Genomic DNA, 19,655 nt, shown 5'->3' on the forward strand with positions numbered 1-19,655 from the left:
TGATGATATTGGCACGACGGAGTCTTATCGGGAAAAGTTCAATATAAATAGCTAATTGACGTTACTTTTTTAAAAAAGTAACCAAAAACCTTTGTTTCGATGACGGTACGTCCTTGCTACCGCATCGAAACGGCGGCGTCCCTGCCGCCAACGCGTAGCCAATTTGAATTAAATCTAACACCTAGAGATTAGCTGCTAGTGCTAAGCGTCACTTACAGCCTGCGTGGTATGAGCAAAGTTTTGTTTTTACAATGTAAATTGAAAAATGGATACAGCGAATAGGTTCTGTAAGTGACAATGGTTTTGATTACTTTTGCCAAAACAAAAGTAATGGAATTAGCTACTTTAAATATTAGTTCTAAATGGAAAAACTCCCTTGAGCTTTTCTGATTTTTAAAAAACTATGTGGTAGGGATGACCAAAAGGAAACCATCATGCAAATATTTTCTCCTCAAGCAGTGATCGAACGTTTACAAAACATTGTAGGGCGTTCGCATGTTTTGACCGATGATCAAAGCACGCGTCAGTACCGCCAAGGTCGTCGTTTTGGTGAGGGGAAAGTGCTTGCTGTAGTGGTGCCGGGCACATTGCTAGAGCAATGGCAGGTGCTTCAAGCTGCTATTGAGGCAGACTGTATTGTTATTATGCAGGCGGCCAATACAGGGCTTACTGGTGGTTCAACCCCATATGGTGATGATTATGATCGTCCTGTGTTGGTCATGAGTACGCGCCGATTAAAGGGGATTCAAGTTATTCATGATGGTAAGCAAGTGATTTGTTTGCCCGGCGCGACCTTAGATAATTTAGAGCAAATTTTAAAAGGTTATGACCGTGAACCGCATTCAGTAATTGGTTCATCCTGTATTGGTGCATCGGTACTTGGCGGTGTGTGTAATAACTCGGGCGGTGCCTTGGTACGCCGTGGTCCTGCATATACGGAACTGGCGTTATATGCTCAGGTCAATGCTGCTGGTCAATTAGAACTGGTTAATCATTTAGGGGTGAATTTAGGCTCGACTCCTGAAGAAATTTTAACTCGTTTAGAGAAGCAGCAATACCAAGCCGTAGATATTTTAGATGATAGCGAAAAACAGGCATCGGACCATCGTTATGCCCATGATGTGACTCAAGTCGATGAAGATACGCCTGCACGTTTTAATGCAGATCCGTCACGTTTGTTTGAGGCTTCGGGTTCGGCAGGTAAAGTCTGTGTATTTGCAGTGCGCCTTGATACTTATGAAAAAGTAGAGAGTAATGTCTTTTATATTGGTACGAATGATGCCGATGATTTAACTGCCATTCGTCGTTACTTACTGACCTCACTACCAAGCTTGCCGATTGCAGGTGAATATATTCACCGAGATGCTTATTTGATTGGTGAAAAGTACGGAAAAGACACATTCTTATTTATTGAGAAATTTGGTACAGCCAATGTTCCAAAAGCCTTCGCGATGAAAGATAAAGTCGATGGGTTCTTAGAACGATTTAAAATTAAGGGCTTAACGGATCATATTTTACAGGCGATTACCTTCTTTTTACCGAGTCATTTACCGAAGCGTATGACTGAATATCGAGACCGTTATGAGCACCATTTAGTGCTGCGTGTCGAAAATAATTCAAAAGCACAGACCGAGCAATTTTTAAAAGAATATTTTGCTGTGCACCAGTCAGGTAGCTATTTCGTATGTAGTGAAGAGGAAGGACGAAAGGCATTCTTACACCGTTTTGCGATTGCAGGGGCGGCAATTCGTTATCGTGATACACACCGTAGTGCAGTTGAAGATATTGTCGCGCTTGATATTGCGTTACGTCGTAATGACCGCGAATGGGTAGAGCAACTGCCAGCCGAGATGGAAAATAAAATTCTCCATAAACTCTATTATGGGCATTTCTTTTGTCATGTATTCCATCAGGACTATATTCTTAAAAAGGGCCATGACCCTTTAGAAATGGAACATCAAATGTGGAAGTTACTCGATGCGCGCCGTGCTGAATATCCAGCAGAGCATAATGTTGGGCATCTTTACATTGCCAAACCTGCATTGGCCAATTTCTATCAAAAACTCGACCCAACCAATAGTTTTAATGTAGGGATTGGGCATACCTCAAAACTGAAATATTGGGGCAAAGCTAAATCTTAATATCGATACATAAAAAAAAGGCGCCGAAGCGCCTTTTTTAGTAGGTGTCTTATGCTGCTTCTACTGATTTAGCAAGTACTTCAGCCATCGCTCTAGCAACAGTGTAAACATTTTTCATGTTTAAGCCTGCTACACAAATACGGCCACTACGTACTAAGTAGATTGCATATTCTTCACGTAAGATATCAACTTGTTCAGCAGTTAGACCTGTGTAGCTGAACATACCTTTTTGGTTTACAAGGTAGCTAAAGTCACGGTCTGGTAATGCTTTAGTAAGTTCATCTTTCAAGATGCTACGCATTTTAATAATACGCTCACGCATCTCTTTCACTTCACCTTGCCATTGTTGGTTAAGTTCAGCGTCATTTAACACTTCATCAACTAACCAAGCACCTGTTGTAGGAGGGCTTGAGTAAATACGACGTACAGTCGCTTTTAACTGACCGAATGTGCACTGAGCAGCTTCTGCATCGTCACATACGAAAGTTAAGCCGCCAACACGCTCGCCATATAAAGAGAAGATTTTAGAGAACGAGTTGCTCACAATGAAGTTTAGACCCGCTTGGTCTAAAGCACGGATTGCATACGCATCTTCTTCCATACCGTCACCAAAACCTTGGTAAGCGATGTCTAGGAATGGAATAAGGTTACGGTCTTTTAATACTGCAATCACTTGATCCCACTGTGCTGGGTTTAAGTCAGCACCCGTTGGGTTGTGGCAGCATGGGTGCAACAACACAATGCTTTGCTCAGGCAAAGTTTTAAGTGTAGACAACATACCGTCAAAATCTACACCACGTGTTTCGTTGTCGAAATATGGGTAGAAATGAGTTTTGATGCCAGCGCCATTGAAAATCGCAACGTGGTTATCCCAAGTTGGTTGGCTTACCCAAACATCTGAATTTGGGAAATAAGTTTTTAAGAAATCCGCACCAACTTTCAATGCACCTGAACCACCAAGTGTTTGGATGGTTACAGCACGGCCAGCTTTAACTGCTGGGCTGTTTGCACCAAATAAAAGGGCTTGAATTGCTTCACGGTAAGGTTTGAAGCCTTCCATTGGCAAATAAAGTTTGGTTTTACCGTTTTTAGGCTCAATACGCTTTTGCGCCTCGATAATGGTCTCTAACTGAGGAACAATACTGTCTTCGTTATAATAAAGACCAATACTCAAGTTTACTTTTTCAGAACGAGTATCAGCATTGAACTGTTCCATTAAAGAGAGAATTGGATCGCCTGCGTATGGGGGGATATGTTGAAACATCAAAAAAGTCCTTTCATTCAACAATATGCATAGTGCTGGGTTTTTTCTGTCTCGAAAAATACGCCACAACTATGTCGATGTTCAATAATGTATCAATAAAGCTACCGTGAAGCACCTGATAATTTCACTAATATCGATATTTTCTGGCTGAAAATAATAAAAAGTTTTAAAAGAAATTACGGTAAATAGATACTAATTTATAACTCATGCTTTCATTCAAGCAGATTGTCTACAATCTTGCTGTAATACATTGGTTGTAGACTAAAGTTTGAAACAAAAGATTAGAGGTCGAAAAGCAACTAAAAAAGTGCCATAAATTTATAGGTAAAATAATATTAAATAACTGTTTTATAAATACTAATTAGCAAGTGGTGTAATGCTATAAATATAAGGTGAAGTAACAGGTCAAACGATAAAAATTGACCTGATGCGTTCTGTAAAGTGTCAACAATCACCTTGATTTTTTTCATTCATACAGCTATAAAACTCATAATTGATTAAAAATTGTCGACAATATGCAAGATTTGACCTACGCACCAGAGCCATTACAAAGTCAGGGAAGAACACTGACCGAGCATGTATTTAAGCAAATACAGACGGCGATTGTTTTGGGTCAAATCCCGGCAGGTAGCAAAATTTCTGAACCTGAACTGGCACGCACTTATGGCATTAGCCGTGGGCCTTTGCGTGAAGCGATTCATCGCCTTGAAGGGCAGCGTTTGGTTGAGCGAACTGCACATGTGGGCGCGCGCGTGGTTTCGCTCTCACTGCAACAGTTCAAAGAGCTTTACCAAATTCGAGCTTCTTTAGAAGGTTTGGCTTGCAAACTTGCGGCACAGCATATTGATAAAAAGCAAATTTTGGCGCTACGTGATGTTTTGCGTATGCATGCCGAAGATGAAAACTTTAAAGCAGGTAAGGGATATTACTTGCAAGAAGGACAGGACGATTTTCACTACTGCATTATCAAAAGTAGTGGCAATAAAACCTTAGAAAAAATGCTATGTGATGAGCTTTATCACCTCATCCGTATGTACCGAATTCAATTTTCAAACACACCCGATCGACCGAGCAAAGCTTGGGACGAACACATCCGTATTTTAGATGCAATTGCAGAAGGCGATGGAGAACTTGCCGAGCTGCTCATGCATCGACATATCAATGCTTCTTACAAAATTATTGAGCAAACACTGCTACAAGCACAAGGAGAACATAACAATGGCTAAACAATCCGCAGGTCAGCTATTTCGCGATGCAGTAGCCCAAGAAAAGCCATTACAAGTGGTTGGAACCATTAACGCCAATCATGCACTTTTGGCAAAACGTGCAGGTTATAAAGCGATTTACTTATCAGGTGGTGGTGTAGCCGCTGGTTCTTTAGGTTTACCTGATTTGGGAATTAGTAACCTTGATGATGTGTTGACCGACGTACGCCGTATTACCGATGTATGTGATCTTCCATTATTGGTTGATGCCGACACAGGTTTTGGTGCTTCTGCATTTAACATTGCCCGTACTACAAAAGCACTCATTAAGTTTGGTGCTGCGGCAATGCACATTGAAGATCAAGTGGGTGCAAAACGTTGTGGTCACCGTCCGAACAAAGCCATTGTGACTCAAGAAGAAATGGTTGACCGTATTAAAGCAGCGGTTGATGCGCGTGGTGATGACAGCTTCGTGATTATGGCGCGTACCGATGCGTTAGCGGTTGAAGGCTTACAAGCGGCAATTGACCGTGCGGGTGCCTACATTGAAGCGGGTGCAGACATGTTGTTCCCTGAAGCAATTACCGAGCTTGATATGTACAAGCAATTTGCTCAGAAGACTGGCGCACCAATTTTGGCAAATATTACCGAGTTTGGTTCTACACCACTGTTTACTACTGAAGAGTTAGCATCTGCCGATGTAAGCCTTGCGCTTTATCCACTTTCTGCTTTCCGTGCAATGAACAAGGCAGCCGAAACTGTGTATGAAACCTTGCGCAAAGAAGGCACGCAAAAGAATGTGGTTGATATTATGCAAACGCGTAAAGAGTTATATGAACGCATTAATTACTACGCGTTTGAAGACTACTTAGACAACGCATTTGCTAAAAAGAAGTAATAAATTAAAAAGTTGATTAATTGGAATCTGATACTCGGAGGCGTCATCTGCAACTGTTTGAGACAGGACTACATTTTTTAAAAATGGTTCTGCGATAGATAGGATATTCGATGGTTGTGGACGAGTTTTGCAGATGACAATGGTTTTGCCTACTTTTCCCGAAAGAAAAGTAGGTCGAACCGAAGGTTAATCCTGAAATAACAAGTGAAAATGGTACGACTCCGTCGTGCTTAATAAATAAATTCAGATAGATAGGAAAGGACAATCTTATGAGCTCAAATGAAACAACAACAGGCTTCAAACCAAAAAAATCAGTTGCACTTAGCGGACAAGTTGCAGGCAACACAGCACTATGTACCGTAGGACGTAGCGGTAACGACTTGCACTATCGTGGCTATGACATTCTTGACCTTGCAGCGGGTAGCCAGTTTGAAGAAGTTGCTCACTTGCTCGTACACGGCAAATTACCAAACAAAGCTGAACTCAAAGCGTATAAAGCAAAATTAAAAGCACTCCGTGGCTTACCAGCAGCACTTAAAACTGCACTTGAGCAATTACCACCGTCTGCACACCCAATGGATGTGATGCGTACAGGTGTTTCAGTGCTAGGTTGTTTAACTCCAGAACACGAAGACCATAATGAAGCTGGCGCAAAAGACATTGCCGATAAATTAATGGCAAGCTTAGGTTCAATGCTGCTTTATTGGTACCACTTCAGCAATAACGGTCGTCGCATTGAAGTTGAAACTGATGACGACTCAATTGCAGCGCATTTCTTACATTTACTTCATGGCGAAAAACCATCTGAAGAATGGATTCAAGCAATGCATACATCTCTTATTTTGTATGCTGAGCACGAGTTCAACGCATCTACATTTACGTCACGCGTGGTTGCAGGTACAGGTTCTGACATGTACTCGGCAATTACAGGCGGTATTGGTGCACTTCGTGGACCTAAGCACGGTGGTGCAAACGAAGTTGCATTCGTGATTCAACAACGTTACGACAACGCAGACGAAGCAGAAGCTGACATTCGTAAACGTGTTGAAAATAAAGAAGTCGTGATTGGTTTTGGTCACCCTGTATATACCGTTTCTGACCCACGTAACGAAGTCATTAAGAAAGTTGCGCATGACTTGGCACAAGCACAAGAGAACACCAAAATGTACCTCATCGCTGAGCGTTTAGAAGCAGTGATGAAAGAAGTGAAAAACATGTTCCCGAACCTCGACTGGTTCAGTGCGGTGAGCTATCACTTAATGGGTGTTCCAACTGCTATGTTCACACCATTGTTCGTAATTGCACGTACAGCAGGTTGGTCAGCGCACGTGATTGAACAACGCCAAGACGGCAAAATCATTCGTCCAAGCGCGAACTACACAGGCCCTGAAAACCTCAAATTCAAACCATTGGCGGAGCGTGGTTAATGAACACAAAATACCGTAAACCGCTGGCAGGCACCCAGCTTGAATATTACGACGTGCGTCAAGCCGTTGAAGATATTCAGCTAGGCGCATACGAAAAACTGCCTTACACCTCTAAAGTACTCGCAGAGCAATTGGTACGCCGTGCCGATGCCGAGAACTTAACTGCTTATTTAACGCAGTTAATTGAACGCCGTCAGGACTTGGACTTTCCTTGGTATCCTGCGCGCGTGGTGTGTCATGATATCTTGGGTCAAACTGCATTGGTTGACCTTGCAGGTTTGCGTGATGCGATTGCTGACAAAGGCGGTGACCCATCTAAAGTTAACCCAGTTGTGCCGACTCAGCTTATTGTCGACCACTCTTTAGCGGTGGAATATGGTGGTGCTGACCCAGACGCTTTTGCAAAAAACCGTGCTGTTGAAGACCGTCGTAACGAAGACCGTTTCCACTTTATTGAGTGGACCAAAACTGCATTTAAAAATGTCGATGTGATCCCTGCGGGGAACGGCATTATGCACCAGATTAACCTAGAGAAAATGTCTCCGGTCATTCAGGCGCGTGATGGCGTGGCATTCCCAGACACATGTGTAGGTACAGACTCACACACGCCACATACAGATGCTTTGGGCGTAATTTCTGTGGGCGTGGGTGGCTTAGAAGCTGAAAACGTAATGTTAGGCCGTGCATCTTGGATGCGTCTGCCAGACATTATTGGTGTTGAGTTTGTAGGTCAGCGTCAAGCAGGCATTACTGCAACAGATATCGTACTTGCTTTAACAGAGTTCTTGCGTAAAGAGCGCGTAGTGGGTGCTTACCTTGAGTTCTTTGGTGAAGGTGCTGACAGCATGTCTGTAGGCGACCGTGCAACCATTTCGAACATGACACCAGAGTATGGCGCTACTGCTGCGATGTTCTACATCGACCAAAACACAATCGACTACTTACGCCTCACAGGTCGTGAAGATACTCAAGTGGCATTGGTTGAACAGTACGCAAAAGAAATCGGCCTTTGGGCATCTGACATGTCCAAAGCAGAGTACCCACGTGTACTACGTTTTGATCTATCGACAGTCACACGTAACATTGCTGGTCCATCAAACCCACATGCACGTGTTTCAACTGCGGACTTAAAAGAAAAAGGTATTGCGGGTGTTGTTGAAAACCGTTCTGATGGCTTAATGCCAGATGGAGCAATCATTATTGCTGCAATTACTTCATGTACCAATACGTCTAACCCGCGTAACACTGTGGCGGCAGGTTTGTTGGCTCGTAAAGCAAATGAGCTAGGTTTAGTTCGTAAACCTTGGGTGAAATCATCATTTGCACCGGGTTCAAAAGCTGCTGCACTTTACCTTGAAGAAGCAGGTGTTCTAAAAGACTTAGAACAACTTGGTTTTGGTATTGTGGCTTACGCTTGTACGACGTGTAACGGTATGTCGGGGGCATTAGATCCAGTCATCCAACAAGAAATTATTGACCGTGACTTGTACGCAACAGCAGTACTGTCTGGTAACCGTAACTTCGATGGTCGTATCCATCCTTATGCAAAACAAGCATTCTTGGCATCTCCACCGCTTGTTGTGGCGTATGCAATTGCGGGTACCATTCGTTTTGACATCGAAAAAGATGCGTTAGGTCATGACAAAGAAGGTAACCCGATTTACCTCAAAGACATCTGGCCATCTGACGATGAAATTGATGCCTTAGTTAAAGAAGCCGTGAAGCCTGAACAGTTCCGTAAAGTCTACATTCCAATGTTTGACTTGGGCGAAGTTGAACAAGCGAAGAGCCCACTTTACGACTGGCGTCCGCAAAGTACATACATCCGCCGTCCACCATATTGGGAAGGGGCGTTGGCTGCACCACGTACTTTGGCGAACATGCGTCCGCTTGCGATTTTGGGTGACAACATCACCACCGACCACTTGTCGCCTTCAAATGCGATTTTGATGGACTCGGCTGCGGGTGAATATCTTCACAAAATGGGCGTACCAGAAGAAGACTTCAACTCATACGCAACGCACCGTGGTGACCATTTGACTGCACAACGTGCAACATTTGCCAACCCGAAACTCTATAACGAAATGGTGGTTCGTTCAGACGGTACCATTAAGCAAGGTTCAAAAGCGCGTGTAGAGCCAGAAGGCGAAGTGATGCGTATGTGGGAAGCGATTGAAACCTACATGAACCGTAAGCAACCGTTAATTATTATCGCGGGTGCTGACTACGGTCAGGGTTCAAGCCGTGACTGGGCTGCGAAAGGTGTACGCCTTGCAGGTGTTGAAGCGATTGTGGCAGAAGGTTTTGAGCGTATTCACCGTACCAACTTGGTGGGTATGGGCGTGTTACCACTTGAGTTTAAACCGGGTGTAAACCGTAAGACTTTGAAGCTAGATGGTACTGAGCTTTATAGCGTGATTGGTAATATCGCGCCACGTTCGACTTTAACTTTAGTGATTGAACGTGCCACAGCAGATGGTAAAGAAGAGATTCTTGAAGTGCCTGTGACTTGCCGTTTAGATACAGAAGAAGAAGTTTCTGTATATGAAGCGGGCGGTGTATTACAGCGTTTTGCGCAAGACTTTTTAGAAGGCCAAGTGGCTTAGCCATTAAAATAACTAAATAAGCCCCATAATAGTGGGGCTTATTTGTTGAAAAAATAAAATTAATATAATATAAATCAAACTTATATTTAGTACTTAATAATTAAGATGAATGAGATTAATAAATTAAAAGGATTAGGTGGTTGGTTAACTTTAGTTGGGATAGCCTTAATTATTTCTCCTATTAGGCTGATTGTAACTGGTTAACAGAATTACTATCCTGTGTTTTCAGAAGGGGTGTTTAATTTATTAACTTCAGTTGACTCTCCATACTATCATCCACTTTGGAAATATTATCTTTTTTGGGAAATAGCAGTTAATATATTTTTAGTCTTAATTTCCTTTATTTTGCTATACTTATTCTTTAGAAAACATTCTATTTTTCCAAAATTATTTATATCATTTTGCGTTCTAATTATAATTCTTATTCTTGTGGATGCATCATTAATAAAATTAATATTACCTAATGAAGAAGTTTTTGATAACGATACTTCAAAGGAGCTTATGAGAAGTATCTTTTATGGAATGATTTGGATTCCATATATGTTGTTTTCTAAAAGAGTAAAAGCAACTTTTGTAGAGAAATAAATATTTTTTAAACCCACTCTAATTGAAATAATTTTATATTTTAATTTGGTTTCAAAATCATAATTGTTTTAAATAAAAAAAAGCCCGACATCCTGTCGGGCTTTTTCGTATTTGGTTGCTAGATATGACTCCTGTCGTATCTCACGATCCTGATGCATGAACCTATTATTGTTGTTTTATGTTCCGGAACATCCTGTTCCTGTATGAGTTCATATTAGAAAAAAAGCAGGGGACAGCCAATCCGCTAAATCCCTAAATCTGTGTAAGATAAATCGTACAAATAACATTTTTTGCATTTATGCCATCATCATCGGGCGAAATGGACAATTGACATTCACTCTAACTGGGTTATATTCCTGTTTAATATATATACGATTATAGGAATGTAATCATGGTAACAGCTGGCGAAAAACCCGGAACAGGCTTCTATTTCTGTGCTCAGTGCGGACATAGAGTGTTTTTAGAAATTAACACAGACCCTTTACCACCTTGCACGAAATGCTACTGCACGCAATTTAAACGTTAAGAATGAAATAATATTTGCGTTCGCATTTAACAAAAAGCCCTGTCACCCGATGGGGCTTTTTGTTAGTTTAAAAATAAGACTTATATAACAAGACCCGTGATGGGCATGAAAAGGAAACCATTATGGAAACAATATTGGGTTTATGTATTGGTGTGGGCCTGAGCGCTGCCTGCGGTTTTCGGGTGTTTGTGCCGCTACTGGTCATGAGCATTGCCACCATGATGGGATGGTTTGAGCCATCGAAAGGTTTTGAGTGGTTAGCTCTGCCATCGGTGTGTTTGGCTTTAAGTGTGGCAACGGTATGTGAAATTGCAGCCTACTATATTCCGTGGGTCGATAACGCCTTAGACACAGTCGCAACCCCTGCGGCGATGATCGCGGGTACGCTCACCACGATGGCTGTGAGTAGTGGGGAGATGTCTCAGTTTGCCAGTTGGGCAGCAGCGATTATTGTCGGTGGTGGCACGGCTGGTGTGGTGCAAATGAGTACAGTTGCTGCACGTGGTGTTTCGACTGCAACCACAGGTGGTTTAGGGAATTTTGTCGTTGCGACAGGTGAGTGGATTGGAGCGATCTTACTTTCGGTTTCAGCTATGCTGGTGCCTGCGCTTGTGGCAATAGTGGTGCTGATTGCGGTTATTTGGGTGGTGCGTTGGATTCGCCATAAAAAGCAAAAACAGGTGCATACCCCGCTATAAGTGTATGTAAATATCAGTTTTAATAAGCATAAAAAAGAAACTGAAGTTGCTAATAATAAAAAAGCCCGTAAAACTGAAGAAAATAATATGAAAAAAGAGGGTTATCATATAGATGAGAGCTATATAGACCCAGACATTTGGCCTTATGTAAAATAAACTGTAAGAAGCGTAATTGATTACGCTTCTTCTCTCATAAAAAATAATTTAAGCAGTTTGAATGGCTCTCCACAAAGAGAAACAGTTTCTTGTTTATGTTGATGTAAGTACCAGAACTGCTCCGCAACCGTTTCTGGATGGATCGTATAAGTTTTATCTTTAGCTTCAGGTGTTTCATCTGCAAAACCATTTACAATCCTTAGCCCACATAAACATTTGAGTCAGCAAGACTATGAGCCAGTAAGTTAGTGGTTTTGTATTGAGCAGCAGCGGTAGTTGCTAAGGATGAATATTCTTTAGCAACCAAGTCGATGCCCACTGCATCGAAAGCAAAATTCCGTTTGTTGATAAAATACTGCCATGATTCTTTTCTAAATCACCAGAGCAAATATTGCAAGCCGAATTAAAAAAGGTTCAAGTAAAATGAAATTTTTATCATGTATATGGATATTTTTATTATTTGGTTGTACTTCTAAAAACATAGATTCTCAATCTACCGATATTAATTTTGGAAAATTTAAATATTTTCAATCTATGTATAGTAGAGAAAAAACATACCAAGGTTTTGTTACAAGCTCTTCTTCTTTAAAAGAAATTTCTGGGAAAAATGCATTTCCTATTTCTAAGCTAAATTGTTTGGAAAATCAGTTTATGGTAAGAGGTGGAGTAGACTTAGATTCAGAAGAAATTAATAATCAATTATATAAATATATGGTACATGTCGAAATATGTAAAAATGATGATTGTTCAGTCGATATTAAAAAAGCAAAAATTAATACTGAATGCAGAATTGAATTAAGCAAAAATTACTCAAATGATGCTTATCAATCAAATAAAGCAAAGTTGACGAATGCTAATTTTGAATAAAATGGATGTATAAATATTTTTTAATTGTGCTCAGCCTTTATGGATGTACAGGAAAATATACACCATCTGGGTACTTCAAAGTTTCCGAAGATGAATCCATGAATGTATGTATTGATAGGAACCAGTTAGAAAAATTGTTAACTAGCAATATGTCTTGTAGAGTAGTTTTTGGTGGCTTATTACAAAGCAGTAAAGTTATGGTAGATAATATTCTGATATCAAAAGAAGCTGTAAGAAAATCCAATTTTCAATAGAGTTTTAAATGAAAAAATTTCTTTACCTATTAGGGCTAATTTTTTTAAGTGGATGTAGTGAAAAAATTTCAAATTTCACAATAGAACATACTAGGAAAAGTAATGAAAAGTTAAATTTTTCTATTAATTTTAAAAACAATGAAGTTTTGGATAAAGTAAAAGAATCATCATCGAAAAAAATAGTTTGCAAAAATACTGCTAATAACAACCAAATGTTGGATGCTTATATAGATAAGATTGAAAATAACAAAATTGATGTATCTGTAGAATTCTGCTCAAATAATGATAATAGAAGCTGTGAACCTATAGATATCAGTTCAGTTAAAAAAATTAATTTAGAATGCCAAGCCATTTTCTCTGCAATGATTGGTAATGTCTCTAAATCAGAAAAATTTCCAATCGTATGGGAAGAAAAATAACTTGTTTAAAAATCTGAAGCTTAAATTAGTAACTTTGGGTGTGCCATTGTTGGTTATGACAGGGTGTGGTCACGAATATACAATTGAGCCGGAAAGGCTTCCAGTAGCCTATGTAGGTAAGGCATATAATCAGCAATTAAACATATCAGGTGGTAGAGTGATACCATATTCTTTTGAAGTTGCAACCAATTTCCCTAGTGATATGAATATCTCTATTAACCCAATAGATGAAAATGAAGCGGATGCTTATAACAATTTAAAAATTTCTGGAGTTCCAAAATATAAGGGAACTTTTACGATTCATGTATATGCAGGTTTTTATGCTAGTGGTGATAGGGAGCTGGATAAGACCTATGAATTTGTAGTTAAAGAATAAAAGATATTTTTAAAGAAGTGGATATGAAAAAGAATTTATTAATTACCGTACTAATTTTACTTTTTATCATACAGTCTTTATTAAATTATTACTTCTGGAGTCGTACAAAAGCACCCGAAATTCATGTTCTAGAGAAACCTCTACGAATAGCATCAAATTTTGATAACTATTCACCCTATACAATCCTTCCTGCAGGCACAGTTCTATATGATGATAGTGACTCTCTAAATCGAAGAGTTATGGTCTATTTTAACTTACAAGGTGTAGATTTTAAGTTTGAAAAACAAGATCCAAATATCTTGAAACAACCTAGCGAAGTCAGTGCTATAAGGTCAGCAGACTTACCAGATTTACTAAAAGAAGTTCCTCTGACTAAAAAAGATATTTATTTAATTATTAAGCATGATGAAGAAATAAAAGATTCTGTACGTTCTATTCTCTTTAAAACATACAAAATTGATCCTTCAGACTATGAGAAATAATTAAAGAACTCGGATGCATACAGACATCAATTTAAAAACGAGAAGAAGCGAGCCTGTAAATTATTTTGTGTAAGTTCCATTTTTTATAAATGATCTTTTAATCGATCATCGAACTGAATCGTAAACCAATTCATTGCTAAACGCCAATTTTGAATTGGCATCGTCCATTTCTTCGCAGCATTTGATGTTGCTAAGTAAATGACCTTCTTTACTGAGTCATCAGATGAAAAGATTTTCCTTTTCTTCGTTGAATGGCTTATTACGCTATTCAACGACTCAATCGCATTTGTTGTATAAATAGCATGACGTATTTCGGCTGGATAGCTAAAGATCGTTCGGATATTTTCCCAATTGGCCCGCCAGGATTCTCCAATTTTGGGATACTGGTGATTCCATTGATCACAGAAGATGTCTAGGGACTTTAAAGCATTTTCCTCTGTACTTGCCTGATAAATCGCTTTCAGACCCGACGTAACAGCCTTGTAGTCTTTCCAGCTTACAAATCTCAGGCTATTGCGTACAACATGCACAATACACAGTTGAATATCAGTATGAGGGTAAACAGAGGCTATCGCGTCAGGAAAGCCTTTTAATCCATCTACACAGGCAACAAGAATGTCCTGTACTCCTCGATTTTTTAGCTCTGTCATGACTGACAGCCAGAATTTGGCACCTTCTGTCTGAGCAATCCACATACCCAGTAATTCTTTTTGCCCATCCATATTGATGCCTAAAGCAAGGTATACGGACTTGTTAATCACATTGGAGTGCTGACGGACTTTGACAACAATACAGTCAAGATAGACAACAGGATAAAGGCTATCTAAGGCTCTATTTTGCCACTCAGTCACTTGCTCAATCACAGCATCGGTAACTTTGCTGATGAGAGATGCTGACACATCGGCATCGTACATTTCTTTGAAGAAGGCTACAATTTCCCTATTAGTCATTCCTTTTGCATACAGTGAGAGGATTTGGTCATCCATACTGGTGATGCGTGTTTGGTGCTTTTTGATAATTTGTGGCTCAAATGAACCTTCTCGATCACGGGGAATATCTAAAGCCAGTTGTCCATCTTGAGTTGTAATGGTTTTAGAACTAAACCCATTACGGCTATTTGAGCCTTTCTTGGGCTGATGCTTTTCATAACCGAGATGGTCTGAAAGTTCAGTATTGAGTGCAGTTTCAATCATGAATTTTTTAAAGACTGCTGTCATTTGGTTTAAGTCTTCTGGTGTTTTTAGACCTTTAGCCAATTCGGCAGCCATACTTTTGATTGTTGCTTCATCCATGTGAAGTACCTTTTGTAATTATCCTCTGAAGGATAAATGAAAATTAAGTACTTACACAAAATTTAGAACAGTCCCGAAGAAGCCTAATTGATTACACTTCTTCTCTCATGAGAAATAGTTTAAGCAGCTTGAATGGCTTCACCACACAGAGAAACCGTTTCTTGTTTATGTTGGTGTAAGTACCAGAACTGATCTGCAACTGTTTCTGGATGTACCGCGTAGGTTTTATCTTTTGCTTCAGGGGTTCCATCTACAAAGCCATTTACAATCACTTGGCTCACGTAAACATTTGAGTCTGCAAGACTATGAGCAAGTAAGTTGGTGGCTTTGTATTGAGCGGCAGCAGTAGTTGCTAACGATGAATATTCTTTGGCAACTAAGTCAATGCCCACTGCATCGAAAGCAAAAATTCCGTTTGTCGATAAAATGCTACCGTGGTTCTTCTCTAAATCACCTAAGCAAGCTTGTACCGTCGCAATATAGCTCGAAACACGAATATGAAAGCTTTTAGTAAGCTCTAGTGGAGGGGTTTTTAAGATATTGCCTTCAATATCATGGAAAGCATTCCAATGAATATTTTTAATCTCTCCTAATTGATCTTTGATGCGTTTAATTAGGTTTGGTATATCTTCAAGAACCGCTAAATCACATGTAAAAGCGTAAGCTTCAATACCTTGTGCCTTAAGTTCTAAAATGGCTTTTTCGAGTTTTTCAGCATTACGTGCCACTAAACCGATTTTATAGCCTTCTTTACCAAACTTATGTGCTACGGCTTTGGAAATACCTGTTCCATAACCAAAAATTATAATATTGTTGTTCATTATAAAGTTCCAAGAAACCAATTATTTGGTTAGAAATAATTTATAATATGTTTTTATAATGTATTCAAGCGAAAAAATTAAATCTAAAAATAATGCAGAAAGAACAAGACAAAAATATGAAAAACAGAAAGAAGTTAGTTGGGTTTGAATACTTCGGATGATGTAGCTTTTATTAAAATTTCAAATTTATAAAAAACCTAGAGTAGTGTTTTCTGAATTGAAGAAATGTTTACTATCTATTTTCTAATAGGATCATAGAGTGATTTAATTGGTAAAATAAACCGAAAAATAGAAGTAAAGTGGAATTTAAATATAACTAATTATAGGTAAATGGGAATAAATTCTTTTAAATTTGCCTAATGGCGTAAAAAATCCCAAAAATATTAAAAATTCGCTTTTCTTAGAAAAACAATCCCGCAGGGTGCTGGCTAAACTATATCTCAAGGGTGTGATAGGGATCGAAAAGAGTAGCATGCACCAAAACGTATAACGTTAGTGTGTACTCACCCAAAAGGTCTCGATTCGGCTTAGGACGCTATAGATCAAAAGTTTATAGGCACAAGGTTATAGCTTACAAAGTTATGATTGTTGAAGTAAACCATAGATGTTTTCCCTTGACACCCTAAAAAATTCTCTATAATAAAAACTATACTTTACAAGAATATAATTTATGAATAAGCCTTATCTTTCTGCTTTACCTAGCGACAGTCAAATCTCATCTCAATTAAACAATGCTTACTTTCACGACTCGTGGAGTATTGTGCTTGGTCAGCCCGACCTGAATGTATTTGGGCAACTTATTAAACTGTTCCATCACACTCCAGAGTGGGTAGAGTGGAGCATGAATATGCGTAATAAAATTACTTCAAAGATTGGGCTTAAAGACTTAGGAAGTTTTAAGCAAATTGATTCGAATAAAAAAGAAAATGAGTATGTCACAGGCGACCGAATTGGAATTTTCACCTTACGGCAACGTACCGAAAATGAATTAGTGATTGGAGATGATGACAAGCATTTAAATGTGACTTTATCTATTTATAAGAATGAAAAGACTCAAGTACTGACGGTAACCACAGTGGTACATATTAAAAATTGGCTGGGAAGACTCTACATGGTTCCGGTGATTCCTGCACATCGAAAAATAGTGCCAGCAACTTTACAAATATTGGGTTAAAGCATTATTTTTATTTACGATGTTGTCGCCTGAAATCATTTATATAATATCCTTATTATTATAATTGCGAGCTGAATAAGATGGAGAATAAAAACCAGTGTCGCCAATGCGCCGTATGCGGAAAGAATTTCCCGTTAAAAGATCTGGTTTCGGGTGAAGTCATTCGGAATGTGATTAGCGATGAAATTATCCAAGATCATCCAGATTGGAATTACTCAAGCTTTATTTGTCGGGCCGATCTGGCAGATTATCGAATTAAATATGTGCAGTCGCTATTACGCTCGGAAAAGGGTGAGCTATCTAACCTAGAAAATGAAGTAATTGGCAGTATGCAACGCCATGAGCTAATTAGCCGAAATACAGAGTCAGATTTTGATCAAAACTGGACGTTTGGAGAAAAACTGGCAGATAAAATCGCGTCATTTGGTGGAAGTTGGTCTTTCCTTATTTGTTTTGCGATCTTTTTAACAGGTTGGATAGTATTAAATACAGTCGTGATGGTAGTCCGTCCTGTCGACCCTTATCCTTTTATTTTGCTGAATTTAGTGTTGTCATGTTTAGCGGCAATTCAGGCACCTATTATTATGATGAGTCAAAATCGTCAAGAAGCCAAAGACCGTTTGCGCTCTCAACATGACTATCAAATTAATTTAAAAGCCGAGCTTGAGATTCGCCATTTACATGAAAAAATGGATCATCTTTTATCGCATCAGTGGGAAAGGCTTGCACATATTCAAGAAATTCAGCTCGATCTTTTAGCGGAAATGAATAAAAAACGATAAAGATTTTTCGAGTTTCACGTGGAACATGTTGATAGCTTATAGATTGTTTTGCGGTAGGTCTGAAATTTCTTTATGATTTGCCGCCATGCTCTATTGCTGTTTCTACGACTATGCCTTTAAACGACAACTTTGTTTATGCTCCACCACAAGATCCGCTTTCAATTTTATTTGAAGATGACGATTTGATTGTGGTTGATAAACCTGCGGGTTTGTTGTCGGTCATGGGCCGGTTACCTGAGCATCATGACAGTGCTTATTTAAGGGTGCTGGAAAAGTTCCCTTTGGCTAAAGTGACGCATCGTTTAGATATGGCAACGTCGGGCCTACTTATGTTTGCCAAGCACCGTGATGCAGAAGTCGCGGTAAGTAAAATGTTTCAGGCCAGAACAGTCAAAAAGCATTATATTGCTTTGGTGCAAGGTCAAGTAAAGCAAGAGGGCAGTGTTGAAGTTCCACTCATTACCGACTGGGAAAATCGCCCAAGACAAATTGTACATTTTGAATTAGGCAAACATGCCAAAACCTTGTTTCAACCGCTCGTTTATGATGAAAAAACAGATCAAACTCGGGTGTTACTTGAACCAGTCACAGGGCGTTCACATCAGCTACGTGTGCACATGATGCATATTGGCCATCCGATTATGGGAGACAAGTTGTATCACCCTGAACCTAAACGTTTTCATTTAAGCCGTATGGCCTTACATGCTGCGTATTTGGCTTTTCAACATCCATTGAAAGGAACCGATGTAGTGATTGAGTCGCAAGTGCCTTTTTAAAAAATTAAAATTTGATGCAATTCGCAACTGAATACATATCCAAACTGCAATAAAAGTCGGTTATTCTTGATGTCGAATAATACAAATTAGAGCAACAACAAGGACAATCTAATGAATCGCGACTACGAACAATTTCCCGATGACGATAACGGCAATGTACTTTGGCAAATGGTTGAAGATGGGGATGACTTAACAGAGCTGCATGAAATTGAATTTTCAATTGCTTTTCATGATCAAAAAAATGCAGAGCAATGTGCACTTTATTTACTTTACCAAGAACAAAAAGTTTCTCTTTTTCAAGATGACTCTGTTGAGCCGAATGAATGGGTAATTACCATCTTTGTGAATATGGAACCTGAGTATTCAGATATTGTTGACTTGGAACAATGGTTTGCCAGCATCGCTGAAAAATTTCAGGGTGAATATGATGGTTGGGGCTGCATGGCCTATGTCTTCGAAGAAGAGAGTGAGGAAGATGACCTGTTACAGTAAGGTCTAAAATAGTAGGAGATAATCATGAGCTTATCTCAGAAACAAATTGCGGTACGGTTTCTAGAACTTGCCGCAGCAGGCGAAGTCGATGAAGCCTATAGCAATTACACTGCGCCTAATTTCAAGCATCACAATCCTTATTATGCGGGTGATGCGACTTCTTTGAAGGAAGGGATGCGTGAAAGCGCGGCTGAAAATCCCAATAAAGTCTTTAATGTTCAACATGTCATTGAAGATGGGACTTTGGTCGCCGTGCATTCGAAACTTGAAATGCAAATGAATGACAAAGCCACCATTTTGGCTGTGGTTCATATTTGCCGTTTTGAAAATGGAAAAATTGCGGAGCTTTGGGATATCGGGCAAATACAGCCCGAACAGCTTGTAAATGAAAATGGCATGTTCTAATAAAAAAGC

The 19,655-nt window shown here is 39.5% G+C and carries 21 protein-coding genes and 2 pseudogenes; 18 read left to right on the forward strand and 5 right to left on the reverse strand.

Annotated elements, in window-relative coordinates; genetic code table 11:
• The first annotated feature begins 434 nt into the window (after positions 1-434).
• Complete coding sequence (dld, locus tag J576_RS11255) at positions 435-2,141, forward strand: D-lactate dehydrogenase (RefSeq protein WP_002050574.1); 1,707 nt, start codon at positions 435-437, stop codon at positions 2,139-2,141.
• A gap of 49 nt (positions 2,142-2,190) precedes the next feature.
• On the opposite strand, the gene J576_RS11260 is transcribed toward dld, so the two are convergent.
• Together J576_RS11260 and J576_RS19765 are read right to left on the reverse strand one after the other, a co-directional pair.
• Positions 2,191-3,405 (reverse strand): amino acid aminotransferase, encoded by a 1,215-nt coding sequence (locus J576_RS11260; RefSeq protein WP_002050546.1) that lies wholly within the window; start codon positions 3,403-3,405, stop codon positions 2,191-2,193.
• A gap of 335 nt (positions 3,406-3,740) precedes the next feature.
• On the reverse strand, positions 3,741-3,875 hold the full coding sequence (locus J576_RS19765; RefSeq protein WP_081400958.1) for a hypothetical protein: 135 nt from the start codon (positions 3,873-3,875) through the stop codon (positions 3,741-3,743).
• Positions 3,876-3,920: 45 nt separating this feature from the next.
• Between J576_RS19765 and J576_RS11265 the strand changes: the two genes are divergently transcribed.
• The 7 genes from J576_RS11265 to J576_RS11290 all read left to right on the forward strand — a co-directional run bounded on the left by J576_RS11265 (position 3,921) and on the right by J576_RS11290 (position 11,350).
• Positions 3,921-4,631, forward strand: a complete 711-nt coding sequence (locus J576_RS11265; RefSeq protein WP_002050495.1) for a GntR family transcriptional regulator — start codon at positions 3,921-3,923, stop codon at positions 4,629-4,631.
• Positions 4,624-5,508 carry a methylisocitrate lyase gene (prpB, locus tag J576_RS11270; RefSeq protein ID WP_002050520.1) on the forward strand — a complete coding sequence of 295 codons (885 nt, stop codon included), beginning with the start codon at positions 4,624-4,626 and terminating at the stop codon, positions 5,506-5,508. The genes J576_RS11265 and prpB overlap by 8 nt, the downstream gene beginning before the upstream one ends.
• Before the next feature lie 269 nt (positions 5,509-5,777).
• Positions 5,778-6,935: a bifunctional 2-methylcitrate synthase/citrate synthase gene (gene prpC, locus J576_RS11275; protein WP_002050577.1), complete on the forward strand. Its 1,158-nt coding sequence runs from the start codon at positions 5,778-5,780 to the stop codon at positions 6,933-6,935.
• A complete protein-coding gene (gene acnD, locus J576_RS11280) occupies positions 6,935-9,541 on the forward strand; it encodes a Fe/S-dependent 2-methylisocitrate dehydratase AcnD (RefSeq protein ID WP_002050567.1) in 2,607 nt (868 codons plus the stop codon). Before prpC ends, acnD begins: the two co-directional genes overlap by 1 nt.
• Positions 9,542-9,760: 219 nt before the next feature.
• Positions 9,761-10,126: a DUF2569 domain-containing protein gene (locus tag J576_RS11285; RefSeq protein ID WP_228128192.1), complete on the forward strand. Its 366-nt coding sequence runs from the start codon at positions 9,761-9,763 to the stop codon at positions 10,124-10,126.
• Between the two features lie 391 nt (positions 10,127-10,517).
• Positions 10,518-10,652, forward strand: coding sequence for a zinc ribbon-containing protein (locus tag J576_RS20325; protein ID WP_001983336.1), 135 nt, complete (start codon positions 10,518-10,520; stop codon positions 10,650-10,652).
• Between the two features lie 122 nt (positions 10,653-10,774).
• Positions 10,775-11,350, forward strand: coding sequence for a DUF4126 domain-containing protein (locus J576_RS11290; protein ID WP_002050515.1), 576 nt, complete (start codon positions 10,775-10,777; stop codon positions 11,348-11,350).
• Positions 11,351-11,526: 176 nt separating this feature from the next.
• On the opposite strand, the pseudogene J576_RS20330 reads toward J576_RS11290, so the two are convergent.
• Positions 11,527-11,893 (reverse strand): annotated as a pseudogene (locus J576_RS20330) (SDR family NAD(P)-dependent oxidoreductase); the annotation flags it as partial.
• A 36-nt stretch (positions 11,894-11,929) separates the two neighbouring features.
• Between J576_RS20330 and J576_RS11295 the strand changes: the two are divergent.
• The 5 genes and pseudogenes from J576_RS11295 to J576_RS11315 all read left to right on the forward strand — a co-directional run bounded on the left by J576_RS11295 (position 11,930) and on the right by J576_RS11315 (position 13,904).
• A complete protein-coding gene (locus J576_RS11295) occupies positions 11,930-12,373 on the forward strand; it encodes a hypothetical protein (RefSeq protein ID WP_002050541.1) in 444 nt (147 codons plus the stop codon).
• Between the two features lie 50 nt (positions 12,374-12,423).
• Positions 12,424-12,627, forward strand: a pseudogene (locus tag J576_RS20590) (hypothetical protein); the annotation flags it as partial.
• An 8-nt stretch (positions 12,628-12,635) separates the two neighbouring features.
• Positions 12,636-13,046 carry a hypothetical protein gene (locus tag J576_RS11305; protein WP_025467856.1) on the forward strand — a complete coding sequence of 137 codons (411 nt, stop codon included), beginning with the start codon at positions 12,636-12,638 and terminating at the stop codon, positions 13,044-13,046.
• Positions 13,000-13,422: a hypothetical protein gene (locus J576_RS11310; RefSeq protein WP_025467857.1), complete on the forward strand. Its 423-nt coding sequence runs from the start codon at positions 13,000-13,002 to the stop codon at positions 13,420-13,422. Before J576_RS11305 ends, J576_RS11310 begins: the two co-directional genes overlap by 47 nt.
• Positions 13,423-13,445: 23 nt before the next feature.
• The gene (locus J576_RS11315; protein ID WP_025467858.1) at positions 13,446-13,904 is read left to right on the forward strand and encodes a hypothetical protein; all 459 of its coding nucleotides are present in this window, start codon (positions 13,446-13,448) and stop codon (positions 13,902-13,904) included.
• Positions 13,905-13,987: 83 nt separating this feature from the next.
• On the opposite strand, the gene J576_RS11320 is transcribed toward J576_RS11315, so the two are convergent.
• Positions 13,988-15,196, reverse strand: coding sequence for an IS256-like element ISAba26 family transposase (locus tag J576_RS11320; RefSeq protein ID WP_002050494.1), 1,209 nt, complete (start codon positions 15,194-15,196; stop codon positions 13,988-13,990).
• A 119-nt stretch (positions 15,197-15,315) separates the two neighbouring features.
• Positions 15,316-16,017: an SDR family NAD(P)-dependent oxidoreductase gene (locus J576_RS11325; protein ID WP_002050560.1), complete on the reverse strand. Its 702-nt coding sequence runs from the start codon at positions 16,015-16,017 to the stop codon at positions 15,316-15,318.
• Positions 16,018-16,687: 670 nt separating this feature from the next.
• Here J576_RS11325 and J576_RS11330 point away from each other — a divergent pair.
• The 5 genes from J576_RS11330 to J576_RS11350 all read left to right on the forward strand — a co-directional run bounded on the left by J576_RS11330 (position 16,688) and on the right by J576_RS11350 (position 19,646).
• Positions 16,688-17,191: a DUF2867 domain-containing protein gene (locus J576_RS11330; protein ID WP_002050535.1), complete on the forward strand. Its 504-nt coding sequence runs from the start codon at positions 16,688-16,690 to the stop codon at positions 17,189-17,191.
• Between the two features lie 80 nt (positions 17,192-17,271).
• A complete protein-coding gene (locus J576_RS11335; protein WP_002050503.1) occupies positions 17,272-17,973 on the forward strand; it encodes a DUF1003 domain-containing protein in 702 nt (233 codons plus the stop codon).
• Positions 17,974-18,083: 110 nt separating this feature from the next.
• Complete coding sequence (locus J576_RS11340; protein WP_002050564.1) at positions 18,084-18,749, forward strand: RluA family pseudouridine synthase; 666 nt, start codon at positions 18,084-18,086, stop codon at positions 18,747-18,749.
• Positions 18,750-18,860: 111 nt separating this feature from the next.
• A complete protein-coding gene (locus tag J576_RS11345; protein ID WP_002050544.1) occupies positions 18,861-19,241 on the forward strand; it encodes a ribonuclease E inhibitor RraB in 381 nt (126 codons plus the stop codon).
• A gap of 24 nt (positions 19,242-19,265) precedes the next feature.
• Positions 19,266-19,646, forward strand: coding sequence for a nuclear transport factor 2 family protein (locus J576_RS11350; RefSeq protein WP_002050553.1), 381 nt, complete (start codon positions 19,266-19,268; stop codon positions 19,644-19,646).
• Positions 19,647-19,655 lie beyond the last annotated feature (9 nt).

Origin of the sequence: Acinetobacter sp. 766875, assembly GCF_000582055.1 — a bacterium.
Taxonomy (GTDB): Bacteria; Pseudomonadota; Gammaproteobacteria; order Pseudomonadales; family Moraxellaceae; genus Acinetobacter; species Acinetobacter nosocomialis.